The 12,509-nt window shown below is 63.3% G+C and carries 11 protein-coding genes; 4 read left to right on the forward strand and 7 right to left on the reverse strand.

Annotation, left to right across the window (positions count from 1 at the left end; genetic code table 11):
* The 3 genes from hemB to KA184_20315 all read left to right on the forward strand — a co-directional run.
* The coding region (hemB, locus tag KA184_20305; protein MBP8131928.1) for a porphobilinogen synthase at window positions 1-906 on the forward strand (906 nt) is incomplete at its 5' end.
* A gap of 79 nt (window positions 907-985) precedes the next feature.
* Complete coding sequence (gene hemL / locus KA184_20310; protein MBP8131929.1) at window positions 986-2,269, forward strand: glutamate-1-semialdehyde 2,1-aminomutase; 1,284 nt, start codon at window positions 986-988, stop codon at window positions 2,267-2,269.
* Between the two features lie 121 nt (window positions 2,270-2,390).
* Window positions 2,391-3,884 carry an alpha-L-fucosidase gene (locus KA184_20315; protein MBP8131930.1) on the forward strand — a complete coding sequence of 498 codons (1,494 nt, stop codon included), beginning with the start codon at window positions 2,391-2,393 and terminating at the stop codon, window positions 3,882-3,884.
* Between the two features lie 21 nt (window positions 3,885-3,905).
* Here KA184_20315 and KA184_20320 read toward each other — a convergent pair whose 3' ends face one another.
* The 7 genes from KA184_20320 to KA184_20350 form a co-directional block, all read right to left on the reverse strand.
* Window positions 3,906-4,586, reverse strand: coding sequence for a hypothetical protein (locus tag KA184_20320; protein ID MBP8131931.1), 681 nt, complete (start codon window positions 4,584-4,586; stop codon window positions 3,906-3,908).
* 144 nt (window positions 4,587-4,730) lie between these two features.
* Window positions 4,731-5,498 carry a hypothetical protein gene (locus tag KA184_20325; GenBank protein MBP8131932.1) on the reverse strand — a complete coding sequence of 256 codons (768 nt, stop codon included), beginning with the start codon at window positions 5,496-5,498 and terminating at the stop codon, window positions 4,731-4,733.
* Between the two features lie 42 nt (window positions 5,499-5,540).
* Window positions 5,541-5,798, reverse strand: coding sequence for a glutaredoxin family protein (locus KA184_20330; GenBank protein MBP8131933.1), 258 nt, complete (start codon window positions 5,796-5,798; stop codon window positions 5,541-5,543).
* An 18-nt stretch (window positions 5,799-5,816) separates the two neighbouring features.
* Window positions 5,817-6,557, reverse strand: coding sequence for a hypothetical protein (locus KA184_20335; GenBank protein ID MBP8131934.1), 741 nt, complete (start codon window positions 6,555-6,557; stop codon window positions 5,817-5,819).
* 29 nt (window positions 6,558-6,586) lie between these two features.
* The gene (locus tag KA184_20340) at window positions 6,587-8,005 is read right to left on the reverse strand and encodes a UDP-N-acetylmuramate:L-alanyl-gamma-D-glutamyl-meso-diaminopimelate ligase (GenBank protein MBP8131935.1); all 1,419 of its coding nucleotides are present in this window, start codon (window positions 8,003-8,005) and stop codon (window positions 6,587-6,589) included.
* Between the two features lie 104 nt (window positions 8,006-8,109).
* Window positions 8,110-9,537 (reverse strand): sugar transferase, encoded by a 1,428-nt coding sequence (locus KA184_20345; protein MBP8131936.1) that lies wholly within the window; start codon window positions 9,535-9,537, stop codon window positions 8,110-8,112.
* Between the two features lie 177 nt (window positions 9,538-9,714).
* On the reverse strand, window positions 9,715-10,719 hold the full coding sequence (locus tag KA184_20350) for a DUF1559 domain-containing protein (GenBank protein MBP8131937.1): 1,005 nt from the start codon (window positions 10,717-10,719) through the stop codon (window positions 9,715-9,717).
* A gap of 540 nt (window positions 10,720-11,259) precedes the next feature.
* Between KA184_20350 and KA184_20355 the strand changes: the two genes are divergently transcribed.
* The gene (locus tag KA184_20355; GenBank protein ID MBP8131938.1) at window positions 11,260-12,423 is read left to right on the forward strand and encodes a TonB-dependent receptor; all 1,164 of its coding nucleotides are present in this window, start codon (window positions 11,260-11,262) and stop codon (window positions 12,421-12,423) included.
* Window positions 12,424-12,509: the final 86 nt, after the last annotated feature.

Here is a 12,509-nt window from a genome sequence, read left to right on the forward strand (position 1 = left end):
GCGGACGACCTGATCATGCCGCTGTTTGTGCGCCCGGGCTCGGGCGTGCGCAATCCCATTGCGTCGATGCCCGGCCAGTTCCAGTGGTCCGTGGACACGCTGACGGAGGAGGCGCGCGCCATCTCCGACGCGGGCGTGCCGGGAATCATCCTCTTCGGCATTCCGGCGCACAAGGACGCGGCCGGTTCCGCAGCCTACGCTGATGACGCGATTGTGTGCCGCGCGATTGAGGCGGTAAAGCGGGCGCGGCCCGAACTGTGCGTGATTTCCGATGTATGCCTGTGTGAATACACGGACCACGGCCATTGCGGCATAGTCGCCGAGAACCGAGACGGAAAACCGGACGTGGCGAATGACCCCACGCTGGAATTGCTCGTGCGCGAGGCCTTGGCGCATGCGCGGGCAGGCGTGGACATGGTCGCGCCGTCGGACATGATGGACGGGCGCGTCGCCGTGATCCGCGCGGCGCTCGATGACCACGGGTTCGACGCCATTCCGATCATGGCGTACAGCGCGAAGTTTGCCTCCGTGTTCTACGGGCCTTTCCGCGACGCGGCGGAATCGCCGCCGCAGTTCGGCGACCGGCGCTCGTACCAGATGGACCCGCCCAATCTCCAGGAGGCCATGCGCGAGATCGAGGAGGACATCGACGAAGGCGCCGATATCGTCATGGTCAAACCCGCGTTGGCGTATCTCGACGTCATCCGGCGCGCGGCGGACTTGTTCCCGCTGCCGATAGCCGCCTACAGCGTGTCGGGCGAATACGCGATGGTCGAGGCCGCGGCGGCCAACGGCTGGCTCGAACGCGAACGCGCCATACTCGAAGTCCTGACGTCGATCAGGCGCGCGGGCGCGAAGCTGATCCTCACGTACTGGGCGAAAGAGGCAGCCGCCTGGCTGCGATAGGAATGGGCAACGACCGGCGTGTCAGAGGTCCATGCGCATTGGACCATTGTTCCCGGTCTAGAACGAGCAGAGGTGATTTATGCGGCGTAATGTATCGAACCAACTTTGGCGGGAAGCCAACCGAGTGTTGGTCGGAGGCGTCAACAGCCCGGTGCGGGCGTTCAAAGGGGTCGGCGGCGACCCATTCTTCGTGAAGTCCGGGAAGGGTGCGGTTATCACGGACGCGGATGGCAACGAGCTGGTGGATTATGTGCTTTCCTGGGGGCCGCTGGTACTGGGGCATGCGCATCCCGAAGTTGTTGAGGCTGTCACGAAAGCGCTGGAACACGGGTCGAGTTTTGGTATCCCAACGGAAGCGGAGACCCGGCTCGCGGAGAAAGTCATCGAGCATGTCCCTTCAATCGAGAGACTGCGCCTGGTCAACAGCGGCACGGAGGCCACGATGAGCGCGCTGCGCCTCGCGCGCGGCCATACGGGGCGCGACCTCGTCGTAAAGATGGAAGGATGTTATCACGGCCACGTGGACAGCCTGCTCGTGAAGGCGGGTAGCGGCCTGACCACGCTGGGCACGCCCACAAGCCCGGGCATTCCCGCCGCGCACGCGGCAAGCACGCTCACGATTCCTTACAACGACCTCGACGCGGCGCGCGCGGTGTTCTCGGAACATGGCGCGAATATCGCCTGCCTGATCGTCGAGCCGGTCGCGGGCAACATGGGCGTCGTTTTGCCGGAGCCGGGCTATCTCGAAGGCTTGCGCGCGATCACGGCGGAGCACGGCGCCCTGCTGATCTTCGACGAAGTGATGACGGGTTTCCGGGTTGCTCTCGGAGGCGCGCAGGAACGCTACGACATCACGCCGGATCTTACCACCCTCGGCAAGGTCATCGGCGGCGGGTTGCCCGTCGGCGCGTATGGCGGCCCGGCCGGGATCATGGACCGGCTCTCTCCCGTTGGGCCGGTGTATCAGGCCGGCACGCTGTCCGGCAACCCGCTGGCCACGGCGGCGGGGCTTGCCACGCTGTCGGTGCTCGAACGGCCGGGCGTCGTCGAGAGCATCGAGCGCAAGCTGGCGATGCTGTGCGATGGGCTGGGCGAAATCGCGGAGGAGGCGGGCGTGCCGGTATGCCAGACGCGCGCAGGCTCGATGGCCTGCATGTTTTTCCACGACGGCCCGGTGCGCAATTACGCCGAGGCGACCGCGTCCGACACGCAGCGCTACGCGAGGTTTTTCTGGGGCATGCTCGAACGGGGCGTCTATTTCGCGCCGTCGCAGTTCGAGGCGGCATTCATGAGCAGCGCCCACGACGACGCCGTGCTCGACCGCACACTCGAGGCGGCGCGGCAGGTGTTCGCCGCGCTATAAGAAACGCCGGGATTTCCGGGAATCGATCCCCGGAACAGAAACGGAGGGGCAGGCCATGCGCGTGTGTGCTGACGTTGTGATCAGGGCGGTCGCCGCGGCGGTGCTGACGGGAGGTTCTGTCATGGGCCAGGAAAGCGGCCAGGCGTACGAGGAAGCAGTCGGGCGCGCGCTGCAAAACGCGGACGCCGTCGTGGCGAAGGGCCCCTTCGCACCGACGTGGGACTCGCTGGAAGCGTATGAGCCGCCCGCATGGTACGTAGATGGCAAATTCGGCATTTTTATTCACTGGGGCGTCTACTCCGTTCCGGGATTCGGCAACGAGTGGTATCCCCGCGAGATGTATCGAGAGGGCTCCGCGGCGTTCAAGCATCACGTCGCCACGTACGGACCGCAGGCCCAGTTTGGCTACAAGGACTTCATTCCCTTGTTCACGGCGGAGAAATTCGATGCAGGCGCCTGGGCGGACCTGTTCCGCTGCGCGGGCGCGAAATTCGTGGTGCCCGTCGCGGAACACCACGACGGTTTTGCCATGTACGATTGCGGCTTTTCTCCGTGGTGCGCTGTGAAGATGGGGCCAAAGCGCGATGTCATCGGCGAACTTGCGGCATCCGTGCGCAAGCAAGGCCTGGTGTTCGGGCTCTCGAGCCATCGCGCCGAACATTGGTGGTTTTTCGATGGCGGCCGCAAGTTCGATTCGGACGTGCAGGACCCGCAATACGCCGGATTGTATGGTCCGGCCCAGCCGGAGAAAGAAAGCACGCCCGACGCCGCGTTCCTGGACGACTGGCTTGCTCGCTGCACGGAGCTGGTGGACAAGTACCAGCCCCAGTTGTTCTGGTTCGACTGGTGGATCGAGCAGCCGGTCTTCGAGCCGTACCGCCAACGGTTCGCCGCGTATTACTACAATCGCGGCGCCGAATGGGGGCGAGGCGTCGCGATCAACTTCAAGAACGCGTCGTTTCCGCCGGGGGCCGCGGTGTGGGACATAGAGCGGGGTCAGCTGGACGACCTGCGCGCGGACTTCTGGCAGACTGACACGTCGATCTCCAAGAATTCGTGGGGTTTCGTGCGGAAACAATTCTACAAGACCGCCGGAGCCATCATCGGCGACCTCGTCGATATCGTGAGCAAGAATGGCGCGCTGCTGCTTAACATCGGACCCCGGCCCGATGGTACCATTCCGGAAGAAGAGCAGGAAATCCTTCGCGAGATCGGGCGCTGGCTTGAAGTCAATGGCGAGGCTATTTACGGCACGCGGCCATGGAAGATTTTCGGCGAAGGCCCCACGAATATCGTGGGCGGCTCTTTCAACGATACGCGGCGCAAGGCCTTCACGGCCCGCGACATCCGGTTTACAGCGAAAGGCGGTGCGCTTTACGCCATCTTCCTCGCCTGGCCCGAACAGGGGCGCGTGCGCGTGAAGTCCCTTGGCGCGGGCAATGACTTGAGGCCGGACACAATCGAGCGCGTCGAGTTGCTCGGGCATGACGAGCCGCTGGAATTCAGGCGCGCCCATTCGGCGCTGGTCGTCACCTTGCCGGAGCGCCCGCCGTGTCAACACGCTTACGTCCTGAAGATTACAGGGGCGGGAGGCGTCTCGGGGGAAACCCGATAGCCCCGCAGACAGCGGCGCGATTCATGGAGACGCCGCGCCGCCGGGCAGGTGCGGGCGTAGCAGGCCCGTCCATAGTTCGTAGCCCTGCGGGCTCATGTGGAGTTCATCGGGCGCAAAGAATTCCTTGCGCGGTCGTCCTGTTTCGTCGAGCATGGGCGTCTCCGTGTCAATAAACACGGCGCCGTTCATGCCCCCAATGTGCTCGCGCAGCATCTTGTTCAAGACACGCTGCGCCTCGATCAGGCTCCACCGCGCCGGGCTGGGCTTGACGCCCAGCACGACGACGCGTGTTTCCGGCAGCTGTTCCGCCACGAGCGCGATGAACTTCTTGTATTCCTCGAAAACGGCGTTTGGCGTCTTGCCCGACGCGAGGTCGTTGTCGCCCGAGTAGAGCACAATGACGCCGGGCTTATACGGCAGCACGATGCGCCCGGCGAATTCGTTGACGTCGCTCATCTGCGAGCCGCCGAAACCGCGGTTCAGCGCCGGCAGACCTGGAAAGTATTGCTTCAGGTCCCACAGGCGGATGGTGGAACTGCCGACAAACAATGCACTCCCTCCCGTCGGCGGCGCCTGCGCGTCTTCTGCTTCAAACGCGCGGATGGCTTTCTCCCACTTGGACGGCGCCGCAGCCGGCTCCTGCGCGCCGGCAATCAACGCGCCAAATAGAATGAGTTCGAACAGGCTTGCGGTTCGCACCATGACATGCGTCTCCTGTCTTATGCGCGCCACGGAAATGAAGATGTCAATGAAGGAGCCAGACCTATGGCGCCTGCGTCTCGCAGGGGCAAGGCGTGCCTCGCCCCCGCAAATGGCGTGAATTACGTCTTGAGACAGCGTCCAGTATCATGACTCCGGCCACGGCGGCACTTGCGCCGATGCTTCGCGGATATCGTCACCGGATACGATCACGATGACGACATTGTCGCCCGAGCGTGTTTCCGCGGACTGGATCGAGCGGAACACGCCTATCCCGACGAAGGCGCCGTCGAGCGTGAACGCCGGGGAACAGACCACGGCGCGCGCGCGGTGTTCACCGAGGATGTAGAACGTGCGCGGCTTGTCGACGATGGTCTCAACCCGTTCCACGAGCACGCTATGCGCGCGCCGGGCCACCTGGCCGAGCTGCGCGAGGATGACCAGTTCATCGAGCAGTTGCGGCTTGCCGGTCTTCTGCAGGTCCACGAACGGCATGGGCGCGGCGGGCTTGACGACCGGGCGCACAAACGCGAGGTCCAGGTCGCCGTCGCGCAGAACGACTTCCGCGTCCAGTTCCGAGCCGTCCGGGAGGATCATCTTCATGCTCGTGACTTTTGTCACGACGTCCTGTTGTTCGCGGTCGAGCCGGGCCATCAGCCCGCTCGGGTCCACGCTGCTGAGCGAAAGCACCGCCAGACCGGCCGGGTCGATAACCGTGCCGTTGGCCTCGCTCTCATGTTCTTGGGGATTGCCGCCCATCGACATGCTCAACACTGTGCGAATCGTGATGACCGTATTCTTGTACTGGTCGAAGACGGCCCGCCCTTTTTCCGCCGTCTCATCGGCGGACAGCGCGGGACCCAGCGTCAGCGCCGCCAGCAGCAGTATCCACATAGGGGAACACCGTTTCTTCATGCGTCACTCCTCTTCCGCGTTAGCGAAGGTCCGGGCAAAACATCACGCAAGGCCGAAAAGGCCGCGCGCAAACGATTCTGAAAATGGCTTGCCAGGCTGGTAACCGCGCACCCATTCTCCATCGATGACAAGGTACGGCACGCCCAGTCTGCCGGTGCGCGTTTCGAGCGCGCGGGCATGCTCCGGACTCTCCTTGATGTCGCGGACCTCGTACCGGATGCCGTGCGCGTCCATATATGCCTTCAATTGCTGGCAGTCTCCACAGAGCTGGGCGCTGTATAGAATGATTTCCCTGGGCATGCGCCGTCCTTTTGTTGCCTACGCCTTTTCGTAGGCGTACTGGCCGCCGGGCGCCGCGGTGCGGCGCAGCAGGCCTGTCTCGAACAACCGGACCAGCACGGGCGCGAGTTGATACACCGTGAAATGGAATCCCTGCCGGTTCAGGTGCAAAACCACTTGCGCCGTCGTGCGGGCGGACGCAAAGAAGCCCTGTTTCACGAGACCGACGATGAGCTGAGCGAGCCCGCCCGCAGCCGTGCGCTCCGCCTTGTTCGACGCGTCTTTTTGCCGCTTCTTTGTTTCCCTCTTACTGGTTCCAGGTTTCGCCGCCTTGGTCTTGGGCTTTGGCCGCGCCTTTGGCGGCGTCTTATCCGCTGTTTCCGGGCCATGCCGGAACGCGTTAAGCGGGTTGGCGCCCGAGAGCGTACGCAATACGCCGTCCGCGCCATCGAGGGCGCGTCCCACGACGCCTTCGTTCAGATGGGGCCCAACCTTTTCCTCGATGAAATCGGCGACTTCGTCCGCATCCAGTTCCTCGATACCGAGCCGGTCGGCTACCATATTTATGGCCGCCACGGACGTGTCCAGGAGCGTGCGCGAGCCGGGAAGCGCGAAGAGACGGTGAGCGGCGTCCGTTTCCTGTTCTTCTTCGTCTCTGCCTGCGCCGCTCAACAGGACGTCGAGGGCGCGATGGAACGCCGCTTCCTGCAGGCCGCGCGGCAAGTCCTTCACCAGTTCGGCAGCTTCTTTGAAAATACGTTTCATATTTGGGTCGGGCATTGTGCCTTACCTCACGTTTGTCAAGGCAATTATACCGAAGCCGCGTGCGATTCCTGGAACTGGCGGTAGATGCCGCCGAAAGCCCCATTACTGAGTATCAACACCACGTCTCCCCGTTGCTCCGTGCCGCGTACCTCGGCCACGATTTCCGCGACGCTGTTCGCGGCGCGGCAAGGCACGCCGCGCTTGCCCAGAGACGCCGCGAGCGCGTCCCGGTCCAGCCGTTCCTCTTCCGGAATGCGTTCTACGCGGTACACGGGGCCTAGCCAGACTTGGTGCGCGCCGGAAAACGCGTCCAGCATGTCTTGTTGAAACCGCTTTGTGACCGTGGTGTTCGAGCGCGGCTCGAAAAGCACGCGGACGCGCCGGTCCGGCCAGAAGTCGCGCGCGGCCGCGATCGTTTCGCGTATCGCGGTGGGATGGTGCGCGAAATCGTCGAGGTAGGTGATGCCCGCGGCTTCAAGAAAGACTTCCATCCGGCGGCGCACGCCGCGGAAGGTCCGGAGCGCGTCCGCGACGGCTTCGGGCGCCGCGCCCAGGATGCCCGCGACGGCCACGGCGGCGAGGGCGTTCTGTTGATTGTGCCGGCCCTTGAGCGAGGGCTCGATATCCGCCCAGAACACGCCCTCGCGGTATACGCGCACGTGCGGGCGGCCCTGTGCCGCGGGCGCGAGTTCGCCGCGCCAGGTTGCGCCTTCCGTAAACCCGTACGTGGCGGTGCGGCTGAAGGCGTGAGGAAGGAGCGACGCCGCGTGGTTGTCCGCGCACGCGATAAGCCAGCCCGACCGCGGGACCTGGCGCAGCATGCGCTGGAAGGCCGTCTCGATCTCGGCGAGATGGGCGTAAATGTCGCCGTGGTCGAACTCGACCGAAGTCGCAACCGCGACCTCGGGCAGATAATGCAGGAATTTGGCGCGCTTGTCGAAGAAGGCGGAATCGTATTCGTCGCCTTCGATGACAAACGGCGCGCCGGGCGCGCCGAGGCGCGCCGAGTGCTCATAATCGAGAGGTTGCCCGCCGATGAAGAAGCCCGGCGCCAGGCCGCACCGGTCCAGCACGAACGCGGTGAGCGCGGTTGTCGTAGTCTTGCCGTGGGTGCCGCTGATGACGATGGGGCGCCGGGGCCGGAGCACATGCTCCTTCAACCATTCGGGCAGGCTCATCATTCGCATGCGGCGTTCGAGCGCGCATTCCACCTCCGGGTTGCCCCGGCTCAACGCGTTGCCCGCCACGACCACGTCGGGCGACCAATCCAGATTGGCGGCGTCATAGGCGTAGGTCACAGGCGCGCGTAACGCAGCGACCATCTCCGACGTGGGCGGATACAGCGGCGTATCGCTGCCGCGCACTTCCCACCCGGCTTCGACGGCCAGCCGCGCGCCGGCGACCATGCCGGTGCCGCCGATACCGCTGAAATGGACGCGCGGCCTTCTGCCTTCGTGCTGCATGGGAAAGCCCCTTCAAACTCAGGAACCGCGCGCACGATACCCATTTCCGGCGCGGGAAAGCAATGTCCCGCTGCGTGCGGAAACGGTTGCGGCCGTGCGCGCGGTCACGCGGCGCCGTGCCCGCGAATCACGACGTAACAGGTCTTGAGCAGGATATAAATGTCGAGGAAGATGGACCAGTGGTCGATGTATTTCAGGTCGAGGTTGACCCACTCCCTGAACGAGAGGTCGCTGCGGCCGCTGACCTGCCAGAGGCCCGTCATGCCGGGTTTGACACTGAGCCTGCGCCGCTGGTTCCAGGACTGATGCTCGATTTCGTTCGGCGGCAGCGGCCGCGGGCCGACCAAGCTCATTTCGCCGCGCAGCACATTGAACAATTGCGGCAGTTCGTCGATACTGTATTTCCGGATGAAGCGCCCCACCCGAGTTACGCGCGGGTCGTTCCGAATCTTGAACACGGGGCCGTCGGCTTCGTTCAATTCCATCAGGTCCGCTTGGCGCCGTTCCGCGTCCGGGACCATGGACCGGAACTTGATCATTCTAAAGCGGCGCTGATTGCGTCCGACCCGCTCTTGCCGGAAGAAGACGGGCCCTGGCGAATCCAGTCTGATGAGAATGGCGAACACGATAATCAGCGGCGAAAGCAGTACCAGCGCGGCGAGAGCCCCGGCAATGTCCATGAATCGTTTCAGCGCGAGCTGGAAATTGCTCTCGGGAACGGTGGACAGCGAGAGCATGGGGATGTCTTCAATCTGGTGGAGGCGGCTCGTCGCAAGCCGCAACGGAAACAGGTCCGCCACGAGACGCACGGAAACGCCCACGCCCACGCACAGGTGTGCCATGCTCTGGATGGTTTCGTAGAAGGAGCGCACCGGAAGGCAGATGTGCACTTCGTCAACGATGTGCTGCGTGAGAATGCGGTCCAAGTCCTGAAACCCCCCGACCCGGGCCAAGTCATGTTTTCTGAGTACCTCGAGCCGCTGCTCGTCGTCTTCGAGAATGCCGACGATGTGGTATCCGAACCGAGCGTGTTTTGCGAGCGTATCGACCAGGTGCAGGGTGCGGTTGTTGGCCCCGACAAGCAATACATGGCTGAAGTTGTACCCATATTGGCGGGCGATCCAGAGGCCGATGCAAATGAGGGACCGGTAGCCGGCGATGAGCAGAAAAGCGCCCGCACCGAAGACCGTTACTTCCCAGGCTTCCGGCGCGGTGGGGCGCACATAGAGCACCGCGAGTGCCGAAAAACAGAGGGCAATCGCCGCGGCTCGGGCCGTGTTAAAGACCTGGAAGAAGAGTTCATCCCGATACGTGGCGCGGAACATCTGCAGGGACCAGGCCGCCCAAAACCATGCGAACAGAAACGAGCCCGCGTAGGTCAGCATGTTTTCCAGGTGGCCCGCAAAGGAAAGGCCGCTGGCTGCCGTGAAGGTAACCACCGCCGCCCCGTAGGCGGCTACAAGGACCGAAACACTGTCTGACGCAAGCAGACATAAGGCGTACGCAAGGGTATGACCTTTTAGAAAACTCACGATGCCAAAGTGTCCTGCTGCACATTCACGGCATCATCAACGGATGCCCGCTCTTTGACGCCCCTTCAAGAGAAGCGAGCCGCGCGACGATGCCTATACGCTACCTCATCCCTCACTCAGACTCAATCATGGCATCACATTAGTAGAATCTCGCCCCAAAGTCAATATGGCCCCGGTTCAGAAACCGCCGCCGATGCGGACACTGCCCAGGTACCCCGCGACCCAGGCATTCACGGGGTATACTTGCGTATCGTAGCGCAGAAAATCGACATGGCCGTCCATGTAAAGCACATTGCAGCCGCCTGGAACGTGGTTGAACTTCGCCGGACCTTGGCCCATGTTGGCCGAGGGGTCCAGCCCCGCAAATCCCGTCGGCGCCGAGGACAGGAAGTCCAGCATGACTGGGATGCTGCTCTGTGCCTGGGCCGTTGCGCCGGGATTGTTGATGTCCGTGACCAGGAGCCGCTCGACCCCCTCGCGCAACCGGCATACAACGTCGCCGCCGCCCGTGCCGTGCGGCGTCACCGTAACGCCATTGTACGTCTGCGGATTGCCAATGACCGGCACGTTGGCGTCCGCGTAGAGATAAGGGTCCAAGGACGGCGTTGGGCCTGTGCCGCGCGACGCCTCGATGGACTCGGTGACTGCCGCGATCTCTTCCGTCGTGGCGGCTACCCAGGCAAAATACACGTAGGAGCGCGGCAGGCATGCCCAGATGGCCACGTCCGTGCCGTCATACCGCCCGTCGGCGTTCAGGTCGCCGCTGCGATACACGGGCAGGCCGCCCAGCCGGTGGTTTAGAATGTCTTCGAATTGTTCTTCGATGGGTTTGGAAGTGGTGGCGCTGTCCGACGGGCACATGGTCACGAAGACATCGTTCACGTACTCGGGGTACAACGCCGGGCCGTGCCAGGTCAGCGCGGTCGCGCCCACGCCTTTGTTCGACAGCATGGGCGGGAAATACTCGCCTGGATCTTCATTCGTGTACATTTTGAAAGAGAGGCCCATCTCCTTGAGATTGTTTGCGCAGGAGGCGCGCCGCGCCGATTCGCGGGCCCGCGCGAGGGCGGGCAGGAGTATGGCCGCCAGAATGCCAATAATAGCAATGACTACCAATAACTCAATCAGGGTGAAGCCCGAAACCAAGGGCCGGTCATGCAGCCGTCTCGGGGAAGGAGTCATGCCACAGATTCCTTTGTAGTGCCGTCTTGAGTGTCTTGTGCATGCAGATTGTACCACGACTACACTGGAAAATCTACTGATCGGTATAATTTTGTAAATCACTGTAAATAAATAGGTTGCGCGTATTCAGAACTACTTCTGCTGTCGGCAAAGAAACGAAAATATACGCTATTGGCCCTCAAAACGCAGTATGTCGCGAAACAGGATTCGACCACAGCCTCCCGCTGTCAAAGGAACGGCTGCTCAGAAGACGGGGGGGCTGTCTCGGGAATTGCCCCGCGTTCAGAAGATACTAGCCTCTAATGGAAGCTGCATTGCGCGGGAATTGTCGGGGGCGCTGGAACCACCCCGCCGGGTTACGTGCGCGAACCGGCGCCGGGTTACAATGAGGGCGGGAGGCCGGATATGACCACGACTGCCAATCGGCGGCGAGCCCCTTTGGAAGCCTGTGCGGCGCGCGTGCTTGCACGCGTGCGCCGGGCTGGTCTCGCGGATATGGGAGCGCCCCGGAGGTTTGCAGCGGCCGTAAGTGTCGCATTATTGACCGTTGCCTGCGCTGCCCGGAGTTTTGCCAGTGAGGGCGCGTTCCTGACGGGTCTGGACGCCGTGCACCTGCAACGTGCGGGCGGCGGCGTGGCGAGTCCGCGCAGCGCTGCCTGGATGGTGGTGAATCCGGCGGGCATCGCCGCCCTCGAGACCCGCGCCGATTTTGGCGTATTGACTATTCGCGGCCGCACGGATGTCACGCCGCGCGGTATTTCTTCCGACTGGCTTGCGGGTCCACTGGACAGCGACGTCCTGGCGTTTGTGCCCCCCGGCGGCTTGGTGCTCCGGCATGATTGCGACAGTTGGGGCGTCGGGTTCTACGTGCCCGCGGCAAGCGCAACGGATTACGAGGATTCGCGCAACCTGCCCTCGCAGTTGTTCTTTGGTCAGCGGGACCGGCGCCTCACGTACCAGCACCTGCGTCTCGTGGGCGCATATGCGCACAAGTTCGACAGCCGCTGGTCCGTCGGGATTGGTCTCCATGCGTCCGTGAGCCGGCTGCGTACAGACCATTTGACCCTGGACCTCGTGCCCACGTCGGGCGACAACGAATGGGATGAAACCCCTGGCTTCGGGTTTGGTCTCGGAGTCCTGAAGGAGTGGGACCGCTTCGCCGTCGGGGTGGGCTACATTTCCCGGCATTGGGTGGGCGATTTCGACAAGTACCAGGACCTCGTGCCTTACAACGTCGACCTGCCGCAAAGCGTGCAAGCCGGCTTGGCGTGGCGGGTTACGCCGCGATTCGAAATCGCGGCCGATTACCGTTGGATTGACTGGACCGACACGCGGATCTTCGGCACGTCGGTCGGGCGCAACAGCCTCGACTGGGCCGACCAGCACATCGCCAAGCTGTCTCTCGAATGGCGCGCCACGGACCGTGTGACGGTGCGAGCGGGATGGTCCCACGGCAACACGCCCATCGATCGCGACCACGTCTTCCTGTCGGGATTAACCCCTACGACGTTCGAGGACCAGCTTACGTTCGGTGTCTCCTGGGAAACCGCCGAGCGGCAGACTCTGCATATCGCCGTGCTGTATGTTTTCCCGCACACCGTGCGCGATTCCGGCACCGGCGATTTCTTCTCCGTGCAAGCGCGCGGCAGCACCCTGACCTCGCGGGTCGAGGCGCTGGCCGTCGGCTACAGTATCGCCTTCTAGGCGCCCCATTCCAGGAATGCGGTCACGTATGCGCGCAAACCTGCTTGTGCTCTGTTCTTCGCGGAGCCTGCACCGCGACTTGGTGT

The sequence above is a fragment of the Candidatus Hydrogenedentota bacterium genome, from assembly GCA_018005585.1.
In the GTDB taxonomy this organism is placed as follows: domain Bacteria; phylum Hydrogenedentota; class Hydrogenedentia; order Hydrogenedentales; family JAGMZX01; genus JAGMZX01.

What these genes read in the sequence shown, in the direction of transcription:
- KA184_20335 (MBP8131934.1), bottom strand. Translation starts at nt 6,557, where the DNA reads ATGCCCGACCCAAATATGAAACGTATTTTCAAAGAAGCTGCCGAACTG.
- KA184_20315 (MBP8131930.1), top strand. Translation starts at nt 2,391, where the DNA reads ATGGGCCAGGAAAGCGGCCAGGCGTACGAGGAAGCAGTCGGGCGCGCG.
- hemL (MBP8131929.1), top strand. Translation starts at nt 986, where the DNA reads ATGCGGCGTAATGTATCGAACCAACTTTGGCGGGAAGCCAACCGAGTG.
- KA184_20340 (MBP8131935.1), bottom strand. Translation starts at nt 8,005, where the DNA reads ATGCAGCACGAAGGCAGAAGGCCGCGCGTCCATTTCAGCGGTATCGGC.
- KA184_20350 (MBP8131937.1), bottom strand. Translation starts at nt 10,719, where the DNA reads ATGACTCCTTCCCCGAGACGGCTGCATGACCGGCCCTTGGTTTCGGGC.
- KA184_20330 (MBP8131933.1), bottom strand. Translation starts at nt 5,798, where the DNA reads ATGCCCAGGGAAATCATTCTATACAGCGCCCAGCTCTGTGGAGACTGC.
- KA184_20320 (MBP8131931.1), bottom strand. Translation starts at nt 4,586, where the DNA reads ATGGTGCGAACCGCAAGCCTGTTCGAACTCATTCTATTTGGCGCGTTG.
- KA184_20325 (MBP8131932.1), bottom strand. Translation starts at nt 5,498, where the DNA reads ATGAAGAAACGGTGTTCCCCTATGTGGATACTGCTGCTGGCGGCGCTG.